The sequence below is a fragment of the Sphingobium sp. JAI105 genome, from assembly GCF_015752145.1.
In the GTDB taxonomy this organism is placed as follows: domain Bacteria; phylum Pseudomonadota; class Alphaproteobacteria; order Sphingomonadales; family Sphingomonadaceae; genus Sphingobium; species Sphingobium xenophagum.
Map to the genome: position 1 here is coordinate 2,095,563 of NZ_JADOUC010000001.1, position 26,593 is coordinate 2,122,155.

The 26,593-nt window shown below is 59.6% G+C and carries 14 protein-coding genes; 2 read left to right on the forward strand and 12 right to left on the reverse strand.

Annotated elements, in window-relative coordinates; all coding sequences use genetic code 11:
• Positions 1 to 19 precede the first annotated feature (19 nt).
• The 8 genes from IWY39_RS24445 to IWY39_RS10130 all read right to left on the reverse strand — a co-directional run bounded on the left by IWY39_RS24445 (position 20) and on the right by IWY39_RS10130 (position 12,978).
• Entirely contained in the window at positions 20 to 922 is a 903-nt protein-coding gene (locus tag IWY39_RS24445) for a discoidin domain-containing protein (protein WP_196871435.1), read from the reverse strand.
• The gene (locus IWY39_RS10105) at positions 808 to 2,649 is read right to left on the reverse strand and encodes a glycoside hydrolase family 2 protein (protein ID WP_196871436.1); all 1,842 of its coding nucleotides are present in this window, start codon (positions 2,647 to 2,649) and stop codon (positions 808 to 810) included. The genes IWY39_RS24445 and IWY39_RS10105 overlap by 115 nt, the downstream gene beginning before the upstream one ends.
• A gap of 66 nt (positions 2,650 to 2,715) precedes the next feature.
• Entirely contained in the window at positions 2,716 to 3,330 is a 615-nt protein-coding gene (locus IWY39_RS10110) for a hypothetical protein (protein ID WP_145169746.1), read from the reverse strand.
• Positions 3,331 to 3,418: 88 nt separating this feature from the next.
• The gene (locus tag IWY39_RS10115; protein ID WP_107124907.1) at positions 3,419 to 4,915 is read right to left on the reverse strand and encodes a tryptophan halogenase family protein; all 1,497 of its coding nucleotides are present in this window, start codon (positions 4,913 to 4,915) and stop codon (positions 3,419 to 3,421) included.
• 185 nt (positions 4,916 to 5,100) lie between these two features.
• Complete coding sequence (locus tag IWY39_RS10120) at positions 5,101 to 8,532, reverse strand: TonB-dependent receptor (RefSeq protein ID WP_196871437.1); 3,432 nt, start codon at positions 8,530 to 8,532, stop codon at positions 5,101 to 5,103.
• Between the two features lie 180 nt (positions 8,533 to 8,712).
• On the reverse strand, positions 8,713 to 10,920 hold the full coding sequence (locus tag IWY39_RS10125) for a WD40/YVTN/BNR-like repeat-containing protein (RefSeq protein WP_107124909.1): 2,208 nt from the start codon (positions 10,918 to 10,920) through the stop codon (positions 8,713 to 8,715).
• 43 nt (positions 10,921 to 10,963) lie between these two features.
• Positions 10,964 to 11,092 carry a hypothetical protein gene (locus IWY39_RS24325; RefSeq protein WP_261375991.1) on the reverse strand — a complete coding sequence of 43 codons (129 nt, stop codon included), beginning with the start codon at positions 11,090 to 11,092 and terminating at the stop codon, positions 10,964 to 10,966.
• Entirely contained in the window at positions 11,089 to 12,978 is a 1,890-nt protein-coding gene (locus IWY39_RS10130; RefSeq protein ID WP_181316759.1) for a sialate O-acetylesterase, read from the reverse strand. The genes IWY39_RS24325 and IWY39_RS10130 overlap by 4 nt, the downstream gene beginning before the upstream one ends.
• A 162-nt stretch (positions 12,979 to 13,140) precedes the next feature.
• Between IWY39_RS10130 and IWY39_RS10135 the strand changes: the two genes are divergently transcribed.
• Positions 13,141 to 14,763, forward strand: coding sequence for an alpha-L-fucosidase (locus IWY39_RS10135; protein ID WP_107124911.1), 1,623 nt, complete (start codon positions 13,141 to 13,143; stop codon positions 14,761 to 14,763).
• Positions 14,764 to 14,888: 125 nt separating this feature from the next.
• On the opposite strand, the gene IWY39_RS10140 is transcribed toward IWY39_RS10135, so the two are convergent.
• The 3 genes from IWY39_RS10140 to IWY39_RS10150 are packed head-to-tail and all read right to left on the reverse strand — an operon-like array spanning position 14,889 to position 21,947.
• Positions 14,889 to 17,798, reverse strand: a complete 2,910-nt coding sequence (locus IWY39_RS10140; protein ID WP_107124912.1) for a glycoside hydrolase family 31 protein — start codon at positions 17,796 to 17,798, stop codon at positions 14,889 to 14,891.
• Positions 17,799 to 17,815: 17 nt separating this feature from the next.
• Positions 17,816 to 19,465, reverse strand: a complete 1,650-nt coding sequence (locus tag IWY39_RS10145) for a DUF5597 domain-containing protein (protein ID WP_196871438.1) — start codon at positions 19,463 to 19,465, stop codon at positions 17,816 to 17,818.
• A gap of 22 nt (positions 19,466 to 19,487) precedes the next feature.
• Positions 19,488 to 21,947, reverse strand: a complete 2,460-nt coding sequence (locus IWY39_RS10150) for a glycoside hydrolase family 3 protein (protein WP_107124913.1) — start codon at positions 21,945 to 21,947, stop codon at positions 19,488 to 19,490.
• A 442-nt stretch (positions 21,948 to 22,389) separates the two neighbouring features.
• On the opposite strand from IWY39_RS10150, the gene IWY39_RS10155 reads away from it, so the two are divergent.
• The gene (locus IWY39_RS10155; RefSeq protein ID WP_229380647.1) at positions 22,390 to 24,519 is read left to right on the forward strand and encodes a glycoside hydrolase family 2 protein; all 2,130 of its coding nucleotides are present in this window, start codon (positions 22,390 to 22,392) and stop codon (positions 24,517 to 24,519) included.
• Positions 24,520 to 24,669: 150 nt separating this feature from the next.
• Here the strand turns inward: IWY39_RS10155 and IWY39_RS10160 are convergent, their stop codons facing one another.
• Positions 24,670 to 26,553 carry a glycoside hydrolase family 97 protein gene (locus IWY39_RS10160; protein WP_107124914.1) on the reverse strand — a complete coding sequence of 628 codons (1,884 nt, stop codon included), beginning with the start codon at positions 26,551 to 26,553 and terminating at the stop codon, positions 24,670 to 24,672.
• Between the last annotated feature and the right edge of the window lie 40 nt (positions 26,554 to 26,593).

A 26,593-nucleotide genomic window follows, 5' to 3' on the forward strand; every position in this document is an offset into this window, starting at 1 on the left:
CTCTTCCCTGTTGCCAAGCCTACATCGCGCCAATGATGCGGATGTCGGCAACACCCGCAGCAGCGCCAGCCGGCGCCATGATTTTCATCCGCAGGCGCGATCCAACGACCCGTTTCACATCGATGATCCGCTTCTGTGCCGTCTCAGTAGTTGCTGATTGATCGGCCACGACGATCCACCGTCCATTCTGATCTTCCACCTCAGCAACGAAGCGATAATTGCCGGGCTGCGGGAAAGTGATTTCCAGCTTTCGGAATTGCAGAATCTTTTCCGGACTGACCGAAACCCATGGCGCATCATCGCCCTTCGCCGCCATCCACGACGTTCCCGGATCGCCGTCATTGACCAGCCGGGATGAATGCCCCTGTTCACTGGAACTCGCGCCTGTCGGGTTATCCTTCCCAAAACTGGCATCGGGAGCGAACATGAATTCAGCGTCTGTTCGCTTGGCTTCGGTATAAGGTCGATCGGGCGCAATCGGCGTTACTCCGGGGACGAATGCCGGTCCGCCGATCGTTTCGGTCGTCAGTATTGCGTCCTTGAGGCCGGGCGAACGGGCGCGCAAAATGCTCTTCCCCGATTGCCAGCTCCGCATCGTGATGGCCGCCTGCCCATCGCGGATGGGAATGTCACTGTCAGGCGCAAAGCGGATCGTCCGGCCGGTGGGCAATTCGCCCGGCCCCGATTCGATCGACAGCGTTACCGGCGGGCTGTTGCTCAGCGCGCGGCCCTGCGCATCGAGCACGGTGACCACCACATGCACGTCATCGGTCCCATCGGCCCGTTCGATCACTGCGCTGTTAGACGTCAGGCGCAGCGCCGCTGGCTCACCTTGTACAGGCCATTGGGGCGGCGCGACGCCGCGATAAGCCTGACGGTACCAATAATAGCTGCGTTTGGGCAGGCGGGCATAGTCGACCACCCCCATGGATCCGAATTTGCGTCCCACGATGGAGCCGTGATCAAACCCGGCCCAGACAGCTTCACCCGATCGCCACCTAGGCGCCAGGGGTACTCCCCTTCCCCCTCCGCCGCGCCGGGCGTTCTGGGCAAGTCGCCCCAGCCTGGATCGAATTCGCCGGGCCTATCCAGCATGGTGGAGCCATATTCCGACACCATGTTGGGAATGCCCGGATTGGGGAAAAGCGCAGCCCCGTCGCCATTATAACCGGCCACATCGCCCAGCTTGTCGATCTCACCGCGCTGCGCGCCACCGATTGCGGCGGGCCTTGTCGGATCGAGCTTATGGCTCAACGCGACCAGATCTTTGAGGAAATACCGCACCTCCGGCATGACCTCGCCCGCCGAGAAAAATGGCTCGTTGCTCATGCTCCAGGCGATGACCGACGGATGATTGCGGGAAATGCGGATCATCTCCCTCAACTGCTGCTTGACGCTCTCTTCAAAGCCCGCCTTGTATCTGGGATCGACGGGGTAGGCGCTGGACATCCAGCTTCCGTCAGGCCCGAAACCGCCAATCCCCCAGAACGACGCTTCGGACCAGAACAACATGCCGATCTGGTCGGTTGCCTCGGCGAAGTGGGGATCGTGGGGATAGTGCGAACCGCGGATGAAATCGAAACCGGCATCCTTCATCATTTGCACGTCGCGTTCCATGGCGCGGTTGGACACGGCATCGCCCCAACCAGCCTGGTCCTGATGCACGTTCGCGCCCTTCAAATAGCGGTGTTTCCCGTTGAGGAAAAAACCGCGATCTGCGGTCCATTCGAACCAGCGGAACCCGAATGGCGTTTCGTATCGATCCACCGGCCGACCATTGGCCAGCACCGTGGTCACCGCCTTGTAGAGGATGGGTGTTTCCGGGCTCCAAAGTGCTGGAGCCATGATCGGCCCGGACGACTGGCTCAACGTGGCGAGGGCACCGGCTTCAAGCCGCCGTCCGTCCTCCTTCATCGTTGCGACGATCTTGCCGGCCGGATCGTGGATATCGGTGCGCAGCGATACGGTCACGGCCTTGCCGCCATCATTGCGCACTTCGGTATCGATCGCAACGGTACCGCTTCGTTCAGACAGTGCAGGCGTCGTCACCCTGGTTCCATACCAGGCGACGTGCACCGGATCGGTCGTCACCAGCCAGACGTCGCGATAAATGCCACCCTGAAACACATGCTCGCCCGCTCGTGGGGCGAGGGTCGGGTCCCATAGATTGTTGACGCGCACCGCAATGCTATTCTCGCCGGTCCTCACGGCCGATGTTATGTCGACGGAAAAGCCGGTATAACCGCCGCGATGACGCCCGACAGGGATGCCGTTGACGAAGATTTCAGCGTCCTGAAAGGCGCCCTCGAATTCCAGGGCGATCCGTCGGCCGCGCCATGCGGCGGGCACGGTCAGACGTTTCCGATACCAACCGTAGCCGGTGTAGAACTGAGACGCCTGGAAATATGGGATGCCAAAGCTGTGCGGCAAGCCAACAGGCTGCCACGCACGATCGTCATATCCCGCCTCCTTGGCACCGGGCGCATCGCCAATTTGGAAGCGCCAGTCGGCGTTGAAATTGCTGCGCAGGCGCGTGATCGACGCCGGCCTTTCCTCACCGGGGCGACTGGCGGCCTGCACCGACATGACCGTAGCCATGCCAAGAAGCGCCGCTGCTGGCGGCGTCAACCATTTCCTTAGTCGATTCATCGGCCTCTCCGCCGCGGATGGCAGAACGCTGAAGAATCGGCGCAGCCAACCAGAGTGTGGACCGCTTTACGGCGCAGGCGTTTCTCGCTGGGTTTCGAGCACCTGGGGATCGCTGGCCAATTGGTGGATATAGTTCCGACGCGCATCGGCGCCGCCCTTCATACTGCTATATTCGTTGCGCTGATCCGCGGTCAGGACGATTTTGTTGTAACCCAACTTAAGCATGCATTTGCGCACGACCGTGAACATCATTTCCTTGATTCGCGCATATTGCTGCTCCGGCTGGGCAGTCGCAATAACAGTCTGCTGGTCGGCAGCCTTGCGTGCAGCAACATCCAGCCCGTTCTGAACTCGTACACTGTCCAAATCAGGCCGGCCAAACTGACTGGAGCCATCGGTCAATGCGGCCATTGCGGAAGCGTCGATTGCCTCCAGTTGCTCGGACGCCCGCGCCAGTGTTTTGACTTCCTCGGTATTATCGATGTTCACCGCCAGACCCTGCATGCCGCATTCCAACGCATCGGCGCTGAACTGTTCACGACCGACACCGGCTTTGGCCCATATGGTGCTTGGAGCTGATACCTTGGCGCTAACACCGGTGACCGGCACGGCAAGCACAGTGACGCATGCCAGAAGTCTCAAGTTTAGAGACCCGGCGCGATTTCTGAGAGGATGGTTCACAATATCTCCATTAAGATCAGTGAAACTCCGCTGCGACAAGGAGGTCGCGGAACGGTGCTGCAGGCAGGGTAATCGCCACAAGGTCATATCAATCAAACTCCAATTGAACCGCCTTGCAGTGGCCATCAATGAAATCCCGATGCGACGTGACCGCTCGCGCCGAACGCACAATCTCCTCACGACGCAGTTTCATACCGTTACGGATCTGGTCGAGCGGGTGCTTGTCGGCCGATACGGAGTAGCGAGATGGCACGAGGTTGTTGCCCAACAAGATGGCGACCCAACTCGGCTCCATGTAAGATTCCAAATCTCCCAACGGAATTTGCCCGCTTGCTTTCCAGATTTCGATCTTGTGCCGAAGACTGTCGGGAATTTCGATATTGCGGCACGCGGCCCATAACGGCTCGGGACGGCGCGAAAGGTAATAATGCGCAATGATAAAATCGCGTATCCGTTCGATCTCAATGGTAGAGAGTCGGTTATATTCGTTGCGTAAAACGGGGTCGATGACCCGTTGGGGGAAGTATCTGAGCAACTTCAAAACACCCATAACGATCAATTGTATTCCCGTGGACTCCAAAGGCTCAAGAAAACTGGAGGCAAAGCCGATCCCCACACAATTGCGGTTCCAGAACTGCTTGCGATGCCCGGAGGTAAAGCGGAACAGCCGCGGTTCGGCAAGCGGCTCACTGCTGATGCTGCCCAGCAATTCATCCCGCGCCGCGTCGTCGCTCCAGTAATCCGAACTATAGACCATGCCATTGCCGTTACGATGCTGCAGCGGGATGGTCCAGCGCCACCCGCCGGCGTGCGCGGTAGACCGGGTAAACGGCATGGGGGTATCAATGCGGGTTGACGGCACAGCAATGGCGCTGTTGCATAGCAACCAGTGCGACCAGTCAACAAAAGGCGTGTCCAATGCTTTTCCCAGCAATTCGGACGCAAATCCGGTGCAGTCCAGAAAGAAGTCGCCGGGAATCGTTTGGCCATCGGCAAGATGGATAGCGGAGATGTTGCCGGATTCGGGGTCCAGATCGAAATGCGTCATCTTGCCTTCGATACGCTGCACACCCAGTTCAGTCGCGACGTCACGCAGATAACGGGCATATAGCCCGGCATCAAAATGATAGGCGTAGTGATAGCGTTCGTTGTGCGGGGCGAAATTGTTGTTTTTCCCGACGGCGTAGGCAAATGAATAATCCTCGATCGGATAATCTTCACCTGATTGGCGCAATCTCAGCCAATAGTGGTGGGTCGAAATTCCTTCGACAGGGTGACCAAAATCGCTGAATGCGTGGAAATGGCGGTTTCCGGCAGTGCCCCAGTCGCAAAATTCAATGCCCAGCTTGAAGGTTCCCTGGGTGCTGCGAACAAAATCGAATTCATCAATGCCGACCATGGCGTTGTACTGCGCCAGGATAGGGACCGTTGCTTCGCCAACGCCGATAGTACCGATCTGCTCCGATTCGACCAGAGTAATGCGCGTTTGTTCGCAATCAATTTTCTTGGCCAGCAACGCGGCCGCTATCCACCCCGCCGCACCACCACCCAGAATGACAATATCCCGAAGATGACCACTATTCATAAACATGCCTTACCATGAATATCTCAGTGCCTTTATCGAACAGGTATCAAGGGTATGCGGCATTCGAAATGTCGGTCAATGTACATGCCATGCGGCTATGCTTACGAGTCGATATACCCAAACAAACCAATATAAGAAAATAAGGAGGGCGCCCTATCAAGTAGCGCCTCCTCCTCTTCAAGCCGTTAGAACCTCACTCTCATGGTGAGATCATATCGCTGATCGCTAACATTATAGTCGTACGGTACGAGAACGCCCGGTACAGGCTCCTGATATGTTCTCGAAATCGTGTTAAGAATGTTGTTCGCGCGGAACGACAACGACACCTTGTCACTCACCTTGTAATCCACGCCCAGATCCAGATAACCGGCCGCCGCAGTCCACGCTGGAACCATGTTGTACACAGGCCACGAATGATCGGCATCGAAGTTGGTCGGGCTTGTATTGAGCGTGTAGGGGTTGTTGCCGCTCGTCGCAAAGGACAACGGATTAACATTAGTCGACAGCAATGCCTTGTCACGCCAGTTATACGCCAGACGAACATTGAGTTTGTTACGGCTGTACAACAACTGGATGTTGTAAGCCCATTTCGACAATCCGGCATAAGGCAGGTTGGGATAGGTCTGCGGCACCGTGCCGTCCGGATTGAGACCGCCGTTGGGCGTGGCAGGGCTCAACATATTGTTAGCCTGTTGGGCCGGGTTCTTGCTGTCAATGTAAGTCAGGTTTGCCTCAATGCCAAACCCGCTAAGCAATCCTGGCAGCTTGTCGAAGAATGTCCGTCCGCCAATCTCAAAACCCTTGATATAGGCTTTTTCCGTCGCGGTTCTGTTTTGCAGATAGACCCACGGAACGTCCAAAGTCGTATCCGTTTCCACCCCGCTTGGGCCACCTTCTATTGCCGTCGCCGGAATGGGCAGATTGTTGGCAATGAACGAATAGAACTGCGGGTGGTCCTTGATCTGCTTGGCGAACACATCGAGATAGATGAGGCTGGATGATGACGGATAATATTCGAACACCAGATCCTGGCTCGTGATCATGGTCGGCTTCAGGGTTGCACCACCGCTGTTGACTACAACACCCGTGAGAATGTTGGGCGCTTGCGAATTCAAGGGATTCTCGAGTGAGCGGGCAGTGATCGAGCCGCCCGCACGAATGTCATTGAGATTCGGCGGAGCAGACGCCAGCGACGCCGCACCGCGAACAATGAATTTGTCAGTCACGTCAAACTTAATATTGAACGAAGGCAGAACGCGGGTGTAATCATAGCTGCGTGTCTGCATGCTATAAGCTTCGGTTAGCTTATAGAGCGTCGGGAATGTCGTCGCACCCTGAATACCATTTGATGCGTTAAAATATGCTGTACTGTCTTCTTCGGTCAAAGCAAGATTAGCTGTTAGCGGTGTGTGCAGAAGACCACTCGCTCGTATTGAATCACGGAATATACGAACGCCGATATTGCCCGAGAATCGCGGAATAATTCCGATACGATCATGCGCGAAACTGGCCTGGACATAGGCAGCCATATTTTTGACGCGGGTATTGGTCTTATTAAGACCTTGATCGATATATTTTGTCCAATAATTCTCTGGCGTGTCTTCTGTTACATTGCCGTTAGCGTCCGTCTCAGGCAACTGGCCATTATACTTCTGGAGTAAATAGTACCAATCGTAACTCTGCATGAGCGACTTGCTGGGAACCAATAGCTGTGCCGGAACGGCCCCTCTGCCGCCGAAGTAGTTCGGGAATCGTGAAATATTATAGTCCGACGGTGAGACATTTGGGTTGTTGAGAAATTGAATGTTACCCGGCCCCGCCGCAGCCCATTCCGGCCCCAGCGGTTTCCTCAACCACGGCTGACTGAGGGGTGCATAATATGTCCCTATGAAGTTGTCGTTTTCGTTGCGCCTGGAGGCACGAACACCAACCCCGATCTTGCGCAGAAATCCACCATCGCTGACCCTGTATTCAAGGTCGAGATTGCCCGCCAGCATCGTTCCTTTATTATGGGGTTCACGATAAGACATACTGCTGAGATATGCCGTGCTCGGATCGAGCAAACCGTCAGTGGACAAACCGGATACGGCTGGCAGCGATCCCGTCAGGTCAACATCCATCGAACCAACCAAGGGGCTGTCCTGGGAAATGCCGACAGACATGCTCTTCCCAATCGAGGTGGAACGGACATATTGCACGCCGCCACGCACCGCCAGCCGGTCAGCAGGGGTCCAGACGAAACTTTCCGAAATATCCAGTGTGGAATTCTTGGTATGCGATGTCGACGTCCTGCCGCTGGGCTGCAGTGATGTGTTGGGGGGGGTGCACTGGGCCAGAATCCTCCCATTCCATCCTGCGGGAGGATTCGACGGATCGATACCTGCATCAGCCGTCCAGTCCCACAGGACCGATGATGCGGGAGTGCCATAGGTAGCGCCGCAATCTATCTGATAATGGGCGGGCAGCCAGCTACCGAACGTCGTGTTGTCGAACAGCTTTGCCTTGCCAGTAGATAGCGCGGCGAGCGTTCCCTTCCTGAAGGCACCATTGGCATCATATTCGACCGGGCTGCCAGGCACCGGCATAACCGCAATCGTCGCGGATGGTCTTTTGCCCAAGGAACCGCTGATCCCATAACTATCGTCGATATATTGCGAGAAGAATACCGTGTTGGTCAGCGTAAGGTTGGAAGACGGCTTCCACTGAATGGCCTGGTAGGCACCGTAACGGTCGCGCTTGCTCCGGTTGTAGTTCCAGTTAAACGAACCAGGAATAATGGCCAGACCATCCTCACGCACGGAAGTCGGCGCATATTCGCCAAACATGGCGCCTACCTGGAGATTGCTGCTCTGCTGATACAGACGGCTGAATGCCAAATCCCACAGCACGCCAATTTCGCCAATGCCGGTATCGAAACGCCTAGAATACATCGCGGAAAGGCGGGGCGAGTTCTTTTTCACCTGAGTACCGTAGCTACCGCCCAAGGTGAGGTTGAACTGGGTGTCCTTGAAATCGAACGGCACATGCGTGCGAAGATTGATCAAGGATGCGCCACCTTCGATCAGATCGGCGCGCGCCGCCTTGTAAACGTCAACCCCCGCCATCAACTCGGGCGTGACCTCGTTCCAACTGATGGAGCTTGCACCGTTGGCGCTGAACACCTGCCGTCCGTTGAGCATGCTCGAATTGAAGGGCAGGCCGCGCACGGTAATTCCCGACCCCTCGATCTGGAATGCGGTATTACCGCCGTTTGCCCCCGCGAAGCGAGAGATCGAGACACCTGACACGCGCTGAAGAACTTCGGTGACCGAATTGTCGGGCAGTTGGCCCGCGTCGTCGGCAACGACGGAATCAACGATCGTGTTGGAGTCCCTCTTGATGCTGATGGCGTCTTTCAACGCTTGTCGGCGCGCCGTGACGATGATCGATTCATCGGTTGCCCCGGCGTCGGATGCCTTGGTCGCGCCAGCATCTTGCGCATAAGCGGGCAACACGAGCCCGGCTCCGCATATAGCGAGCGCTACGCTGCTGACACCAACCGAAAATTTCTTCGCAAACATCGCCGCCTGCCCCTCCCAGAGTGTGATCTTTATTGTCCCGTTTTTACGCTGAACCATTCTCTGATCCTGCTATTTGTCTGACTAGTCAAGATAGAATCTGATAGCGGTACCAAAACATTTCCAAATTGTTCCAAAAAATGTCGATTTCTACGCGCAAGTCGCTGAATTTCGCCCGCGAGCCTTCAATCCGACTACCTGTCACCCGCACGAGTCGCGCGGTAGCGATATAGCGACGGATCAGTTTCCCTGCCCCGCCGGTCGCCCCACAATCACGCCGCGGCCATGCGGCGCGAGATAGACCGTCCCCGGTTCGACCATGTCGCCTGCAATCGCCCTCAATTCGCCATAACGGTGCGCGTCGTCATTGATGCGGACCCAGTTTGATCCCGTATCGTCCGACCGCCACAATCCTTCGGCGCCCTTGACCTTGCCCCACAGATAAATGGCAGGATAATTGCCCTTGACCATTGGCGCGCCGAACGAAATTGCCCAGGGTTCATCCACATTGCGGATCTGGGCCATTTTCGACTTGCTGTCTGGCGAATGGAACAGGCCGATCGACGTCGCCAGCCACAGGTCGCGGACGCGGCCCGGTACTACGGCAAGCTTCGCCTGCTGCCAGGGCTCAAGCTTGGGGAACCCTTCGACGAGGACGTTGAATTGCGCGCCGCCGTCGCCGCTCGCGAGGATGCGCGAGGTCGACCGGTCAAATACATAGAAAATGCGATCATATGTCTTGTCGGCAACGGGCTTGAGCGATTGTTCCTTGTCCACCGGCCATCCAGCGGAACGCTGCCAGCTTTTCCCGCCATCGGCCGAATAATAGGCGCCGTCCTTTTCCGGTGCCCAGACCAGCGCGGTTCCACCTGCGGAAATCGCGATGCTCCCGGGGTTGCGCCAACCTTCCCCCTGCGCGGGTTTCCGGTAGGGAGTCGATGCAAAGGACTCCCACGTCACGCCACCGTCGCGCGAATGAAAACCGTTATTCGGCGAGTTGGCGGTCGTCCGCACAACCATATCGGGCTTCAATCCCGCATAATCGACGCTGAAAACATTCTCCCTGTTCGGTGTGAACAGGCGCTTCGATGGTGTTTGCGTCAGGTCATCCCACGCCCCGCCGGCGATGTCGCCCATCGCGGCCATCAACCGCGCACCGCGGGTCGGCGCAACCAGCTGCAATGTCGCGGTTTCTTCAAGATTGTTGACCGCGAAGTCGAAATCGACCTTCTGCTCCCCCTTTGCCGATGCAAAGTTGCGGCTCATCCAGACGCCGTAACCCGTGCCGTACACCATCTCGTCGGGATTGAAGGGGTTGAATTTCAGGTCTGAAATCCAATGGCCCATTTTATCCTCGCCATTGAGGTAATTGACCAGCCAGGGATAGTCGTCGGGCCGGTGTCGCGCCTTTCCCTGCATGCCGGTCCAGCTTTCACCGCCGTCACGAGACACGTAGATGTCGTCACTTGGAAACCAGCGCCCCAAGGTCGAAACAGCTACAGTTCCGTCGCGGGCAACGTCGATGCCGGAAAATCCGCCGGATGCGTTGGAACCTGGCCCCTTGGGCGTCACATCGCGCCACTCGCCGCTCTTGGCATCGCGTTTCCATACCGCACCCTTTTGGGCATTATTGGGGTTGATCGTCCCTTTGCCATCGCCCTTGGAAAAGGCGACGTACAATGATCCATCGGGCGCAAAGGCCAGTCGTTGCGGCACCATCGCCGGCGGCCCTGCGACAGGCTTGAACGATTGCCCCCCATCCTGGCTCAGCATGAGGCCGCCCTGGCCATCGGCGGTCCCGGCCCACAGCGACGAGGCGTCAGCCGGGTCGGCCGCGACCAGGCTGAACGAGCGCAAGCCGGCACCCGTTCGGGCGAAGGTCCGCCCGCCGTCGACGCTTTTCCACAACCCGTCTTCGTTTGAACCATAATAGAGGGTGTCGGGATTGCGCGGATCAACGACCAGGCGTTCGCCACTGCCGCGTCCGTCCGCATTGCCACCCACATGAATCGGCAGTTCGGCGACCTGCCACGTTTTGCCGCGATCATTCGAACGCAGGATTGCGCCCTTGCGCGACCATTGGTTGAGATAGAGGCCGCAGGCGGCATAGACACGGTCGGGATTTGCAGGATCAAGCGCGATGCCGAGCACGCCCATGAGATCGCCGTCCTGGCGGCTCAGATGATCCAGCAGCGGCAACCAGCGCTTTGCTTCATAGTCATAACGATATAGCCCGCCGATATCGGTGCGCGTATAGAGAATATCCTTGGCGTGCGGATGATACACGAACCCGTCGACATAGCCGCCGCCACCAAAGGGCACCGTCTGCCAGGCATAGGGTGTTGCCTTCTGCGCCGATGACGGCGCGGCGGTGAGCATGCTGGGCAGCAGGACAGCGCATCCCAGCAAAACCTTGCCTGACCAACGGCGTGTACCTTCGATTTTCATTGCATGCTCTCCCCAATCATTATGTCACTCTGTTTATTCCGGATCATTCTTGCGGCCGGTTGAGCTTTGAAAAACGGATGCGTCTCTTGATAGATTGTTGGAAAGGCACCGGCATCGCGCGTCGGCCTGAATACCCTTCCGCCGACATCGCGATGACAGCGCCGATGGTCATTCGATCGGCATGGAAAACCCCGTCGCAGGCAATTCCGCTTTGTTATAGAGGTTCACGATCGGGCTGGCCTGCCACAGATAGCGAACCGTGCGAGCGCTAGCATCGGCGGGCAGCAAGATGGTGTCCTCGCCAAGATCGCCATTGACGAACCGGCAACTGGATGCGGCGTCGCATAGTTCAAATCCGATCGCGGACCCGCCGCCGACAAGCTTGAGTGGGCCATGGGCGAAGCGAACGGCAATCCCCTTTGCCGTGCGCGTGACGGAAATCGGCGCGGGCCCCCGATCCTCGACATCTTCGCCGAGCGCGATATGTCGCGCGGCCAAGGCAAGCCGCTTGCCTACATCCTGCTTGTTGGTCGGGTGGATATCGGTGACCTGGCCGATATCAACCGCGCTTGCCATGCCCACTTTGTGATCGGCATCTGCAACGCGCCGCTGAACATCGCGCAACTGGCCCCATGAATCGTTCGAAGGCGTGGAGGCAAGCGGTCCGAAATTGGCGAGTTGCACCATCAGGAAGGGAGATGTCTCGAACCGCTTGCGCCAGTCGGCGATCAGCAAGGGCATCAACTCCGCATATCCCTTCGCGTCGCCCGCATTGGCTTCGCCCTGATACCAGGCAAAACCCTTCAGCGGATAGCCGCCCAGCGGCGCGATCATGCCGTTGAACAGTGTCGTACGACCTGCACCCCCGGTCCACGGCACGCTTGGCGGCGCCTCGCCGTTCTTGAGCGGCCGCCCCTTGGCAAAGGTCCAGTCGGAAAGCGGCAGCACCGTGCCGTCGCCCAGGGTCAGCGTACGCGCCGCATCACCCACCAGGCCGCCACCGCCGCCCGTGTCGACGACCGTCACGTCGATGATATTTTCTCCAGCCTTCAACGCGCCGGCAGGCACCTCATAATCCCGCTTCTTCTGCCAACCCTGGTCGGCACCCACGATCTTGCCGTTGATCCGCGTCACGTCGATGTCGTCGACCGCTCCAATCACGATCCGTGCGGATTTTGCCGCCTGCGCCGCGGTCAGCTTCACACGGGCACGATAATAACCAATGCCATCGAAGGTCGCGAGCGAGGCGTCACCCCATTGTTCCCACATCTGCTTGTTGGGAACCGTGCGCCAGGCCGCCTTGGCAGGGGCCGTGGCATCGCCACCCAACCACTGCTGCAACAGTTTGGCCCAGCTACTTGCGGCGATACCCGCATCGCGGGCATATTCGTCCATCAGCGCAAGGTCTGCGCGATAGCGCGGCACTGTCTGCAACGCATCGCGACTGATCCATTCCTCGATCGGCGACCCGCCCCAGCTTGCCGCGATCAGACCGACGGCAATTTTCTGCTGTGCCTGGAGTTCGCGCCCCATGAAGTAGCAGACAGCCGAGAAATCGGCCACGCTCTCCGGCGCGGAACGTTGCCAGCCCGTTGTGGCTGAAAACCTCTGTTGGGGCTTGGTGCTCGACTGGCGCGGGACGTTGAGCAGCCGCAGCATCGGGCGATTGGAATAAGGCACTTCGAAAGCGGCATTGGTTGCATAGCGAACCGCGAATTCCATGTTCGACTGGCCTGAACAGAGCCAGACATCGCCGACCATGAGGTCATCCAGGCGCTGCTCTTCGCCGTTGCTGCTCACATTCATGACATAGGGGCCGCCCGCCTCACGGCTGGACAGGGAGACCTGCCACCGGCCTTTACTGTCGGCCTTGGCGGTATGTGCCTCACCATCGAATGTGACATTGACGGTGCTCCCCGGCTCTGCGGTGCCGCTGACCGGGATTTCCCGGCCGCGTTGCAAAACGGCGTGGGACGAATAGACCGGGTCAAGGTCAAGCGGCGCCGCATGGGCGGCTGCCGGCAGTGCGGCCAGAAGGATTGCCGGAACGATCTTCATAACGTGCCTTTCATGCAAAGAGCGGTTGCCGGCGCACATCAAGGTCGTGCGATTGCGATCCATCCGCGCCCTATGTCCTCTTCCTATGCCCTAGCTTATATGGTAGCGGTACCAACAATAGCCGTCTGCACGCAAGCGGAAATTGAAGGGAGCGGGTCTGAAATGTGGAAGATTGGTCGGCGCGATTTGATCGCTGGCGCTGTTGCGATGAGCGGCGCTGCATCGGCGCATGCCGCAACGTTTAAGCCGAACTGGTCGTCTCTTGTCGCGGGTTGGGACACCCCGGAATGGTTCCGCGATGCCAAATTCGGAATCTGGGCGCATTGGGGGCCGCAGTGCCAGCCGGAAGCGGGCGATTGGTATGGCCGCCTGATGTATGTGCCCGGAAGTCCGGCCTACAAGCATCATGTCGCCAATTATGGGCATCCGGCCGATACCGGCTTCATGGACATTATCGGCAAATGGAAGGCCCAAGCATGGGATCCGGCGGCATTGTTGCGGCGCTACAAGCAGGTTGGCGCGAAATATTTCATGGCTATGGCGGGCCATCATGACAATTTCGACCTGTACGACAGCGCGCATCACGCGTGGAACGCAACGCGGGTCGGTCCAAAGCGGGACATCGTAGGGGGTTGGGAAAAGGCGACCAGAGCCGAAGGCCTGCCCTTTGGCGTCAGCAATCATATCAGTCATGCCTGGCACTGGTATCAGACCGGCTATGGCTATGATGCGGAGGGCGCCAGGGCAGGAGAGCGCTACGACGCGTTCAAGCTGCGACGCGAACAAGGCCATGGCAAATGGTGGGATGAGCTCGATCCCCAGGATCTCTATACCGGCCCCAGCTTCGTGGCACCCGACGGGATCGCCAGCAATGCCTCGATGGAGGCGTGGCATGAGGTGCATGACGGGCGCTGGTTGGAACATGCTGCCTCGCGAAACCCGGCGTTCATCCAGAAATGGCTCCTGCGTCAGAATGATCTGGTCGATAAATATCGACCGGACATGATCTATTTCGACGACACCAGAATACCGTTCGGAACCGTCGGGCTGGAGGCGATCGCGCATTATTACAACCGCGCCATCGAATGGCATGGCAGTCCCAACGTCGTCCTGACGTCGAAACTGCTGACCGACTATATGCAGGGCGGGCTGATGAATGACGTCGAACGCGGCTTTTCGCCCGTGATGCGCGCGCAGCCATGGCAGACCTGCACCTGCATCGGCGACTGGCATTATAATCGCGCGCGCTACGACCATAAATATTACGTTCCGGCGCAAAAGGTCATCCAGCGCCTGTGCGACATCGTCTCGAAAAACGGCAATCTCCTCCTTTCGGTCCCGCTCCGGGGTGAAGGCACGCTCGACAGTGAGGAGGAAAAGATTCTCGACGGCATCGCCGCCTGGCTGCGGATCAATGGTGACGCCGCGATTTTCGGCAGCCGCCCCTGGCGCATCTTCGGCGAAGGGCCGACAGACCTGCCCGGTGGCAAGATGGAGGAAGACAAGGCCAGCGACTTCACCCAGCAGGATGTGCGCTATACCGTCAACAAGGGCGCGCTCTACACCGTGTTGATGCTCTGGCCCAAGAGCACGTTGCGTATCGCGTCGCTGGGTCGTCGTGCTCTGGGCGGTGCCTCGATCGCAAAGGCAGAACTGGTAGGCGGCGGCAACCTTTCCTGGAAGCAGGAGGAGCATGCACTGGTGCTGACGCTCCCGCCGGCCAAGCCCGGCCAGATGGTTCCTGTCGTCCGGTTGCGCGGTGAGGGGCTCACCAGTCTGGCCTGAGCACGGATTTTGAGGAACATATGAAAGAGCCGGGCGCGACAGCATCGCACCCGGCTCTTTCACTATATGCCGTTATGCAAGGATGGCGGGATGGTGTCGAAGCAACGTCCCGCCAGCACCCGTCATCAGGGCTTGCGCACCGTGACCGCGCTTCCGTCATAGACGACAGCGCTTTTTCCATTTTCCGCGAAGTCGACTTGCCGGGACGTGCCCTTGTCATAAAACCGGACGGAAATGGCACGCTTGGAGGTCATGCCGCCATGGCCGCCTTCGCGCTTGCCGATGGTCAGTTCGCCCTTGGCCTCGTTCCACTGGATGGGAATGCGCGTAAATTCGCCGCGCTTATACCCTTCGCTGGTGCCATCATCTTCATAGAGCGAGAAACTGCCGTCAGCGCCGGTGAATATGTGCAGCACGATGGGGCCATCGGGCTCTTCGCGGGTATATTCGATCTCAGGCCCGGTCGGCACGATCGAACCGGAGCGCACGAACAGTGGCATGCGTTCATAGGGCGCTTCAGCACGGATTTCCTGACCGCCCTTGTAATAGGCGCCGCTGTTGAAATCATACCAGTCGGCACCGGCTGGCAGATAAACCTGGCGGCTGCGGGCCTTGAACTCCGTTACCGGCGCGACCAGGAACGCACCGCCGAACATATATTCGTCGTTGATGTTGCGCGCCTTGATGTCGGCAGGGAAATCCATGACCAGGCCGCGCATGATCGTGCCGTCCTTCTGCCATGTATCGCCCGCCAGCGTGTAGATGTAGGGCATCAGCCGGTACCGCAGCTTCAGATACCATTCCATCGAAGAGTACATGGGCGAGCCGGCGGGCGCGATTTCGTATATCTCGCGCTTGGGGGCTTCGCCGTGGCTGCGGAACAGCGGCGTAAAGGCACCGAACTGGAACCATCGCAGATTGAGCTCCCGCCATTCGTCAATATGGGCGGGATCCTGTTTGGTATAGCGATCCTCCAGCGCGAAACCGCCTATATCGTGCGTCCAGTTGGGAATGCCCGACATCGACAGATTGACGCCCGCGGATATCTGGTCCCTGAGGTCGTCCCAGCGCGATGCGACGTCGCCGGACCAGACCGCTGTTCCAGCACGCTGGATGCCCCCGAAGCCGGACCTGGACAGAATGAACGGACGCACATTGGGCTTCGAAATCAACTGGCGCTGATAGACGCCTTCGCTATGCACCAGCGGGAAGCTGTTGAAGAGCGCTGCCCCCGGTCCTTTCGCAGTCGGGCTCATGCGGTAGGCGCGTTCCTCGATCGAAAGGTTCGAGTGGAAATCCGGCTCGTCCGCGTCGAGCCACCAGGCATCGAAGCCCAGATCGCCCAGATTTTCGCGGATTTGCCGCCAGTAGATGTCCTGCGCCTTGGGGTTGTAGGGATCATAAAAGGCGTTAGCGTAACCCGGCCCGACCCAGTCGCGGTACATTTTCGATATATATTTCGGATCCTTTGATTCGCCGGGCCGCTGCTCGACCATGCGGCGATAGATGCCGCCGATCTTGTCGAGTTCCTTGTAATTGTCCGTCGTGGGATAGAATTTCGGCCAGACCGAAATCATGATCCGCGCGTTGAGCGCATGGACCTCATCCACCATGCCCTTGGCATCGGCAAAGCGCGTCTTGTCGAAACAATGGCAACCCCAATTGTCATCCTCCCAATAGCGCCAGTCCAGAACGATATTGTCGAGCGGCAGGTTGCGGCGGCGGAACTCGCGCACGACGTCCAGCAGTTGATCCTGCGTTTCGTAGCGCTGGCGGCTCTGCCAGAAGCCATAGGCCCATTCCGGCAGCATCGCAGACTTGCCGGTGAGCTTGCGATAGCCAGCGATCGCCCCGTCCATGTCCTTGGCCGCGGTCACAAAATAATCGACCGCTTGTCCCAGCTCGGACGTAAAGGAAAGCGAGTAACGATCCGCATCGGGGATCGGCTCATTGTGGACGAGCGCGATATAGCCCGCATTGGGCTCCCATTCGACCCGGATGTCGGCGGCCTTGCCCGCCGTCAGCGGCACGTCGAAATTATGATACCAGGGGTTCCAGTTCTGGCGCCAGCGTTCCAGCACCTCCTTCCCGTTGACGAACACCTTTACATAGCTCGACGAATAGAGGCGGAAGCGGTGGAGGCCGCTCTTGCCGGGCGTGACCTTGCCGGACCAGATCACCCGCTGCGTCTGGACCGCGTTGCCGGCGGTGTTCTGCCCCGCGGTCGAGGCGACGGTCTGCGCCTTGGCGGCTTCGGGCCAGCGCATATTGTCCCGGATATACTGGTAATTGATGACCTTCTCGCTCTGCGTGACGGCCAGCCTGTCGCCCAGATAATATTGGGCGGTCCAGCCGGGCTTGCCATCGGTGCCCACGATCTTCAGGCCGTCGCCTTCGCTGCCTGCCAGGGCATAGGACTTGGGGTTGCCGAAACGGGTGATCGAATTATTGTTCCAGAGCAGGCCATAGTTGCGCGTCGAAACGACGAATGGAACCGCAATGTCCATATTGTGCTGGGCAAGTTCGACGTCCTCGCCACGATAGTTCATCTGCCCGTTCTGGTGCTGGCCAAGCCCGTAAAAGCCTTCGTCCGTCCCCCGGTTGAACTGCTGGCGAACGGCGAGAAACTTCTGCCCCTCGACCGTCTTGGGCTCGAATGCGGCGCGGGACGATTCACTCAGAATGGCCTTGCCGCTACCGTCCAGAAAGCTGACCTGACCGCTGGTCAGATTGACGCGCGCGGTCGCCGAAGGGAGCTTGAGCGTAACCGTGCCTCTGTCCTCGCTGACCACAGGGTTGCCGTCCGGCTTGGCCGTGACCATCACACCATCGGACACGGCCTCGAAATTCTCGTTAGGAATAGCGGTGACGCGAAAGGCCTCATCGCCGAAGGCAAGAATGCGGACCCGCTTGGCGGGGCCCTTGTCGGGCGATACGATGATGCCGTGATCGACCTTCTGGAAACTGCCCGCGAGTGCGGCGGTGCTCGACGTCGCAAGCAGCGCGCAAAGGGCGAGGCGGGAAAGCGTTTTCATTATCCTGCTCCGGTTCTTCAATTGGGATTCCCGACGGGGATAGGCGGCGTGCCCTTGTAGGTTGCGAGGGTGACACGAAGGACTTGCTCGCGGTCTGTGAAATTCAGGCCATAGTCGGTGGAATCGCCGTTCCACACGCGACGGAAAACCCATTTGCCCTTGTCGAAATAGCCTTCCTCCACGCGCAGCGTCATCATCGATTCAAGCGGCGCGGGCTTGGCGAGGCCGAAATAGACGCGGGAGTGGAAACCGGTGACAAGGAATTCATTCTCGCCCAGTTGCGCTACCGCCACGCCGCCCGAAGGCTGCGGATTGCCGGTGGGCTTGTCGGTGCCGAACTGCCACTGACCGAAGGTCACGGTCATATTATATTTGCCCATGGCGATATGCTGGGTGTGCTCGGCCTTGGGATCGGTCGGCTCGGCGACGCCCCAGGTCTTGCCCTGCGCCGCCCAGGCCGCCCATTCCCGCTGCATCGGCCCAAACAGGCGATAATTGCGCGCAAACGGTTCAATCGTCTCGTCGTCTAGCTTTTTCGCGCCCAACGGGAAATTTTGATAGCCCGTATAATCCATGCCGAAGGGTGCGAAACCGATCGCCCCCTTGCCTACGGTCGGGAAGAAGAAGCGGGCAAAGTCCTTGTCATTGCCGGTTTCCGGCACGAACAGTGCATTGTCGGGCCGGTCATAAAAGTTGAGATACGCCATATAGTCGGCATGATCGCGCGCGTAGATATCCGGCGCTACGATATCGATCGCCGGAGCGGCGGCCTTGTAGACATCAATGACATGATGCACCGGCCCGCCGCTGGCATAGGTCATCGCCGGCTGGCGGCCAGAAGCTGCGGCCAGCGCAGCGTTCATATACATGGGCAGCGCTTTCACCGCCTTGCCTGCGGCGGCGATCTCGCTGGTATAGCTGGCGATCGACCAGGCATGGAAATATTCGTCTGCATCCGCGCCGAACACGTTGCGCCATGTGCCGGGCTTTTTCTTCATCTGCTTGAGCAGCGGCGCGGGAACCGGTCCGTCGAACAGCTTCTGAGCGACAGGCGAGAAGTCGCGCACGCTGCCATAGCTGCCTGCTTCATTTTCCGGCTGCACCATGATCACGGTGTTTTGCGGGTCGTTCTTCTTGAGATATTCCATCAGCTTGACGAAGGCGCGCTTGTCCGCCTCCAACGTCGTGCGATAGTGCGGCGAGAGCGCGTAATGCACCTCTCCCTTGGCGTTGATCATGCGCGGAAAGCGTTTCTGGTTCAGCTTCACCCATGAAGGCGCGTAGCTGGGCGCCGTGTTCTTCCATGTGCCGAACCACAACAGCACCAGTCGCACATTATGCTCGCGTGCCTGGGGCAACAGGGCGTCGAGGAAGGAGAAATCGAATTTGCCCTCTTCCGGTTCGATCTGTTCCCAGCCGACAGGCACTTCGACCGTATTGGCATGCATTTTTTCGATCGCAGGCCACACTTCGGGCAGCATGGCGGGATAGTTGGCGCTGTTGTTGACTTGCGCGCCCAGCATCAGGAAAGGCGCACCGTCTACGATCAGCGCATGCTGGCCGTTGCGGCTTTCCAGGCGCGGCAGCGCATTGCCCTCGGCGGCCGTCGCAGTGACCGGCGCGCATGTGGCGGCAATCGGCAGCAGCCAGCTGGTCCATCGGCGCATGGGAAATCTCCGTTCCATGATCTTACGGCTGTGACGGGCAGACGCCGCCAGGCGCTTGGGTGGCAAGTTCGATTTCGGAGAAGGAAATCGTCAGGGGACCGGCGGAAGACAGCGTCCACACAGGCTGGAGATGCGCCATGTCCGCACCCCTTTCAGCGAAGCATTTCAGCGGAATCCGGACCGTGCGCCAGCCCGCCCCGGCCTTGAAGATCTCATCCGCATTCACCATGCCCTGACCCATGGCCAGCTTGATGCTGCCGCCCGCGGGGGTGTCGACGCGATAGGTCATCTTGAGCATCATTTCCGCGCTGGATTCAAAACGAAGGTCGACGCCCTCGCCGTCGATGCTTGCCTTGGCCATGGCACCCGCGTTCCAGCTGAGCTGAATCGCGCCCTCCTGCCGGCTGGCGGAATCGACCGGACGTTGGGCAATGCCGGCGCCCAGAGCGAGCGAGAAGGGCGCATGCACCCGACCGTCCGCGAAATAGCGGCTCTTGTTGGCAGGCGTGGCGTCGATGCCCGCCACTTCACTTAGCTGACCGACCTTGCCAGGCACCGCATAGCTGAGGCCGTGGTTCAGCGGGAACAGCGGATCATAGCCTGCCTGTCCCTTGTTCAGCGTGAACTGCGCGGCGGTCTTGGGCCAGCTGTAGGACAGTTGACCGGTGAAATCAGCCCTCGGCTTGCCCTTGGCATCGCCAATCAGCACGTCCGCAATGCCGCCGCCTTCGCTGCCGGGCAGCCAGGCCGCGACGAAGGCGTCGGACTGGTTCAGTTCCGGATTGACCCATAGCGGCCGCCCGGACAGGAACACCGACACCACCGGGATACCCGCCGATTTTAGCTTCTTGAGCAGCGCCAGCGATTGTTTGTCGCCCGCCTCGAACTCCAGGCTGCGTAGGTCGCCCAGGCCCTCGGCATAGGGCTTTTCGCCGAACACGACGATGGCAAGGTCGGGTCTTTGAGTGAAGCTTCCGTCAACGCTCAGGGTTGCGCTGCCGCCACCGGCCTTCATCGCTTCGGCAATGCCCGCATAGATGGACTGCGCGTTGGGGAAATCGGCGTTCGTATTGCCGTCGCCCTGCCACGACAGCGACCAGCCGCCCGATTGCTGCGAAATATCGTCCGCCGCGCTACCTGCGACCATGATGCGGGCAGAAGCCTTGACCGGCAAAACGCCGTCATTCTTGAGCAGGACCAGCGATTTGCGCACCGCCTCGCGGGCGATCGCCCGATGCGCGGGCGAACTGATGACGTCGGTACGCGCTTCATAGGGGCGGGCAGGATCGAACAATCCGGACTTGAACTTCACGCGCAGGATACGGCGCACCGCATCGTCCACCCGCGTCATGGGGATCACGCCATCACGGACCTGCTTGACCGTGGTTTCGAACAGGCCCTTCCAACTGTCCGGTGCCATCGCCATGTCGAGACCCGCATTGAAGGATTGCGGGCAATCCGTCGCGGTGCAGCCTGGTACTTGCGCATGGCCGTTCCAGTCGCCGATGATGAACCCGTCAAAACCCATGCGCTGTTTCAGCACGTCGGTCAGCAGGCTTTTGTTGCCATGCATCTTGACGCCCTGCCAGCTGTTGAAACTCGCCATGATCGTGCGGGCCCCGGCCTTGATCGCGGGCGGATAGCCAACGGAATGAATGGCGATCAATTCGCTTTCAGGAATATCGGTATTGCCCTGATCCACCCCGTTCAGGGTGCCGCCGTCGCCCAGAAAATGCTTGGCGCTCGCGGACACATAGCCGTTTTGAAGCTTGCCCTTCCCCGGCGCGCCCTGAAGCCCCTCGATCATCTTGGCGGAATAAGCGCGGACAAGCGCCGGATCTTCGGAATAGCCTTCATAGGTCCGCCCCCAACGATCGTTCTGGGGGACCGCCAGCGTCGGAGCAAAGGCCCAATCCATCCCGGCGGCAGCGGTTTCCCGGGCGGTGGCTTCACCGATTCGGCGAATCAGGTCAGGGTCATGTGCGGCGCCAAGAGCGCTGTTATGCGGAAACAAGGTGGCACCGACGACATTATTATTGCCATGCACCGCATCGATCCCGAACATGATCGGAATGGGCTCATGCCCCGGCCGCTTTTCCATCGCGATCGCGTTGAATGCCTGGGCGGTCTTGATCCACGGTCCGGCCGCCGAACGGTCCGGCGCGTTGATCGGCGGCGAACTGCCACCCGCCAGGATCGAACCTAGCGGATATCGACGCAGATCCTCAGGCTTTATCGATGCCGTGTCAGCCTGGATCATCTGCCCCACCTTTTCCTCGAGCGACATGCGCTTCAACAGGGTGGTGATGCGGGATTCGGTTTTCGCGTCGATCAGACCCTGGCTCTTGGCCTGGGGCCAAAGCGCCGGGTGGGCTTTACCCGGCTCGGCTGACTGCGCACCGGCGGACGCCGCCCAAAGCGCAAGACTCGCCGCGGACAAGGAGACGCCAAGCAAGGCGGTTTGCGCACGATTCAATAGCATTTCACTCACTCTCCCTTGAGCGCCATTCTGCAATTCTCATTACTCATACTTATTAAATGATAGCGCTATCAAGTCAAAATCTGGATTTGCCGCCTCTGTCCGACCTGGATCAGGCCCCCTCAGATGGATTTGTGCGGCGTCCTTCGTCCCGACAACCGCTCGGAGCGGATACCGTCCGCAGCGCCTTGGGTATTGCTGAAGCTCTGGTCGGGAAACAATGTCCGTGCAGCTTTTGGCCCAACGGCTTACGATCGCTTCACTTTTTCGCTGATCCGGACTGCGGCGCCTCCCCTGAGTGGACTTCTTGATTATCGAATGATACCGATACCATTAATGGCGTCCGGGTCAACGACCTATACGATTGCCCTCATATCCTTCGCCATCACAGGCCTTGTTCAGAGAAAAAAGCCCGCGAAGTGGGTTTGGGGAGATAATTATCGCTATGTCCTGCAGCATCGGCAACGTCATCGCCCGGCATCTCAAGCTTCTGCTGTCGATTTTTCTCGGTCTTTCTGGCTTGTTGGCAATGGACGAAGCCTTGGCGGCGGAGCGCGGAAGGACGCCAATTGACGCCGTCTGGTCCTTCCTGCGCGCAGATGCGCCCGACGCTGCGTCGCCCGATTTTGACGATTCAGGCTGGTCGCGGGTAACCCTGCCCCACAGCTTCAATGGCAGCGATGGCGATGATGGCGGCAGCTATTATCGGGGTCCGGCCTGGTATCGCACGAATGTAGTGATGCCGATAAAGGCGTCCGATCGCCGTTACTTCCTGGAATTTGACGGCGCTGCGCTGGCCACCGACCTATGGGTCAACGGTCACCGGATCGGTCGGCACGAAGGCGGCTACGCCCGCTTCCGCTTCGATGTCACCGATGCGTTGCAGGCTGGCCGCAACAGCGTCGCCGTCCGCGTGGATAGCACCCGCCTGCCCGATATCGCTCCGCTGGGTGGGGATTTCACGGTTTTCGGGGGGCTATACCGCCGCGTCTGGCTGGTATCGGCCGATGCGCTGCATTTCGACATGAAGGATAGCGGCGGTCCCGGCGTCTATGTCTCCACACCCGACGTAACCGCGGGCGCCGCCCGGATTCGCGCGCGCTTGCGGCTGGCCAATGATATGAAGGCCGACGCAGGCGTGCGCTTTCATATAAGCCTGCACGATGCCGATGGCCGCGAAGTCGCGCGTGCGGAAGACCGGACCCGCTTGCGATCGGGTCGCACGAGCGAGGTGACCGCAGACATGGCGCTGTCAAACCCGCACCTCTGGAACGGCATCGCCGATCCCTATCTCTACACGGTCGTGGCCACCCTGTCCGACGCCAGGGGCAAGGTCCGCGACCGTATCGAACTGCCGCTCGGCATCCGCACGATCGATGTGACCGCCGACAAAGGGCTGTTGCTGAACGGCAGGCCCTATCGCCTCCATGGCGTGAACTATTTCCACGCCCAGCGGCCCGGCCGGGGAACAGCCGTCACTGACGAGGAAATATCCGATGACATGCAGATCATCGCTGATATGGGCGCGACCGCGGTCAGGTTCGTGCATTACCAACACCCTCAGCGCGCCTATGAAGAGGCGGATCGCCGGGGCTTGCTGGTGTGGACGGAAATTCCCCTGAACGGCGTGATCGACAAGGGCGAGGCTTTCGAACGCAATGTGGTTCAGCAAATGCGAGAACTGATCGCCCAGAACGCCCAACATCCCTCCGTCGCCGTCTGGGGGCTTGGTAACGAGGTCTATGAAGTAAGCGACGATGTGCTGCGCCTGCTGCGCGCTGCGCAGGCGACGGCGCATGCCGCCGATCCGTCGCGTCCGACCAGCTATGCGCATTGCTGTCAGAATGACGACAACCCCAAGGCGCTCGTCGCCGACCTCAGCGCCTTCAACCGCTATTTCGGCTGGTATCCCGACCAGAAGGGCTCACTGGGCGAATGGGCGCGGAAATTTCATGCCGCTTTCCCCGACCGTCCTTTCGCGATCGGCGAATATGGCGCGGGTGGCGGTATTCGTGCGCAGGAAAGCGACCCCGCCCCACCTGTCACGACCAGCGCCTGGCATCCCGAACAATATCAGGCGCTTTCCCATGAACAGAGCTGGCGCGGAATCCGGGATCTTCCCTATCTGTGGGGCTCCTTCATCTGGGTCGCCTTCGATCTGGCGTCCGATGGGCGAAGCGAAGGGGATCGTAGCGGCATCAATGACAAGGGATTGGTGACATATGACCGCGCGGTCAAAAAGGACGCCTATTACTGGTATCAGGCAAACTGGTCCGACCGGCCGATGCTGCACCTGACCGAACGCCGCCACAGCTACCGGACGCGGGATCGGGTTACGATCCGCGCGTACAGCAATCAGCCGTCGGTTCGCCTGACCGTGAACGGTCGATCCTATCCCGAAGTCCCCGTGGTCGATCATGTGGCGACCTGGACCGACGTGGCCCTGACGCCGGGAAGCAACCGGATCGCTCTGTCGTCGGGTGACCTGCGGGACGAAGCCGTCTGGACCTATGATCCGAACGCCCCGCTCCCCAATCTGCCGGTCGGGAATGTCGATCCTCCGGCCAAACAATAATGGAGGGCGGCGGCCGGATCGCCGCATGGCGCGGCGAACGATCCGCATCTGCGAGGGTGGGAAATCATACCCGCGGAGAATCGTACCAAATGACAGGAAGGCCGCCATGCTGACGGAGCATGGCGGCCTATTTTGTTGCGCCGGAATGGTTCAGGAAACGGGCCTGATGTGGATGGCGGCACCGCCCCCGGCGCTCATCTGGACCGACAGCGTATCGCCGCTGGTGACCTGCCGCGTCGTGCGATCCACCATGTTGGGCGAGGCGCCGTCCTGCCAGACCGTCGCTTCAAAACGTCCCGATCCCAGCAGGGAGAGCGGAATGTCGACGCGCCGCGCGGTTCCGTTCGTCATGGCCCCGATGTACCAATCCCTCCCCTTGCGCCGGGCGAGGACGATATGGCTTTCCGGCGTGCCTTCGATGAAGCGGGTTTCGTCCCACGCGGTCGGCACTTGCTTGATGAAATCGAAGCCGCTGGCATTCACATAGGCTTCGGGCGCATCCGACACCATTTGCAGCGGACTGTCATAGACCACATACATTGCCAGCGCCTGGCCGCGACTGTGCTGCGATGTCGGCATGGAGCCGTCGCGCGGTCCTGGCGATGTTGCGCCATTGCGGAACCCGCCCGGTGTGTAATCCATCGGACCCAGCAGCATGCGCGTATAAGCGAGCCTCACATTATGGGCCGGGTTTACGCGGCCCCAGGCGAACTTGTCATGTTCCGCGCCCATCACGCCCTCTTGCGTAATATAATTTGGATAGGTTCGCTGAAGTCCCGAAGGCGGGAACGCGCCGTGCATGTCTAGCAGCATATGTCGCTTCGCCGTGGCCTCCGCGACCCGCACATAGAAATCGACCATCTCCTGATCGTCTCGGTCCATGAAATCGACCTTGATGCCCTTGATCCCCCAGCGCTGGTAGAGGTCGAGCGCCTCGTCGAGCCGCGCATCGAGGGGGAGCCAGTGCACCCACAGCAGCAGATCTACGCCCTTGCCCCGGGCATATTGCACAAGGGCAGGAATATCGATGCCCGCCTCCGCGCGGGTGATGTCATTTTCAGGATGGGGCCACAGATCGCAACACTGGCCGGTCTTATAGGCCCAACCGGCGTCGATCAAAAAATAGGGAAAGCCCGATTGCGCGGCGAAATCAATGAAATGCCGATAGCGGTCCATGGTAGGGGGCGGCGTTTCCATCGGACCCGACCACCAGTCCCACGCCGCCTTGCCCGGCTTGACCCAGGAAAAATCTCCACTGGCCTGTTGCGACAGATTGCCCACGATCGGGGAGGCGATCAGGTCGCCCGCGCGGTCGCCCGCCATGATGACACGCCAGGCGCTGTGCAGGCCGTCAGGCGATTGCACCGCCACATAGGGGCGTCCCTTGCGCGGGAACAGGCGAACGTCGAGGCCGCCTGCCACCGGCTTCAGAGCAAAGCCGGCATAGCCCCCTATGCCGGCCTGGGTAAGCGCGAAATGCGTCTTGCCCGATGCGGACGCACAAAGCATGGGAAGATCGTAGAGCTTCGAGCGATCCAGCGCGGACACCGCCTTCAATTGCCATGGCCGTTCGTGCGAGCCTGTCAGTTCCGAGACTTCGCATTGCGGATCGCCAACCAGGCGGAACCCGGTTTCCTCACCGGCAATTTCCACAGGCTTGCCGCCGGGCAAGACATAACGGAAGGCCACCCCTTCATTATAGGCGCGCGCTTCGATCGACAGGGTCCGGCCGCCTGCCGCACGTTCGCGAAAGCGAATGACCGCACCATTATAATGATCCCTGGCCTTGCTCGCTTTCGTGGCGACAAGGGGAATGGTGCGGTCCACCCGTTGCTTCGCGACATCAACGAGCGTCAGCGGCCCAATGTCCGGTTCATTGGCGATGTCCAGGCCCAGCGGCGCATCCTTGACGATCATCTCGCCCTTGCGCGTCACCGAATAGCTTTTGCCATCCGGTGCTACGCTGATGGCCATGCTATGATCGGGCGACAGGATGGCGACGGGCGCTGCTGCCGCCAGTAGCAGGGGAATCATCACGATTGTCCTTTGGTGGAGCCCAGGCTGGCGTGTCGCG

Coding starts and splice junctions, on each gene's coding strand:
- IWY39_RS10155 (WP_229380647.1), top strand. CDS start 22,390: ATGTCCTGCAGCATCGGCAACGTCATCGCCCGGCATCTCAAGCTTCTG.
- IWY39_RS10160 (WP_107124914.1), bottom strand. CDS start 26,553: ATGATTCCCCTGCTACTGGCGGCAGCAGCGCCCGTCGCCATCCTGTCG.
- IWY39_RS10150 (WP_107124913.1), bottom strand. CDS start 21,947: ATGCTATTGAATCGTGCGCAAACCGCCTTGCTTGGCGTCTCCTTGTCC.
- IWY39_RS10140 (WP_107124912.1), bottom strand. CDS start 17,798: ATGAAAACGCTTTCCCGCCTCGCCCTTTGCGCGCTGCTTGCGACGTCG.
- IWY39_RS10145 (WP_196871438.1), bottom strand. CDS start 19,465: ATGCGCCGATGGACCAGCTGGCTGCTGCCGATTGCCGCCACATGCGCG.
- IWY39_RS10125 (WP_107124909.1), bottom strand. CDS start 10,920: ATGAAAATCGAAGGTACACGCCGTTGGTCAGGCAAGGTTTTGCTGGGA.
- IWY39_RS10120 (WP_196871437.1), bottom strand. CDS start 8,532: ATGGTTCAGCGTAAAAACGGGACAATAAAGATCACACTCTGGGAGGGG.
- IWY39_RS10115 (WP_107124907.1), bottom strand. CDS start 4,915: ATGAATAGTGGTCATCTTCGGGATATTGTCATTCTGGGTGGTGGTGCG.
- IWY39_RS24325 (WP_261375991.1), bottom strand. CDS start 11,092: ATGACCATCGGCGCTGTCATCGCGATGTCGGCGGAAGGGTATTCAGGC.
- IWY39_RS10105 (WP_196871436.1), bottom strand. CDS start 2,649: ATGAATCGACTAAGGAAATGGTTGACGCCGCCAGCAGCGGCGCTTCTT.
- IWY39_RS10130 (WP_181316759.1), bottom strand. CDS start 12,978: ATGAAGATCGTTCCGGCAATCCTTCTGGCCGCACTGCCGGCAGCCGCC.
- IWY39_RS10135 (WP_107124911.1), top strand. CDS start 13,141: ATGTGGAAGATTGGTCGGCGCGATTTGATCGCTGGCGCTGTTGCGATG.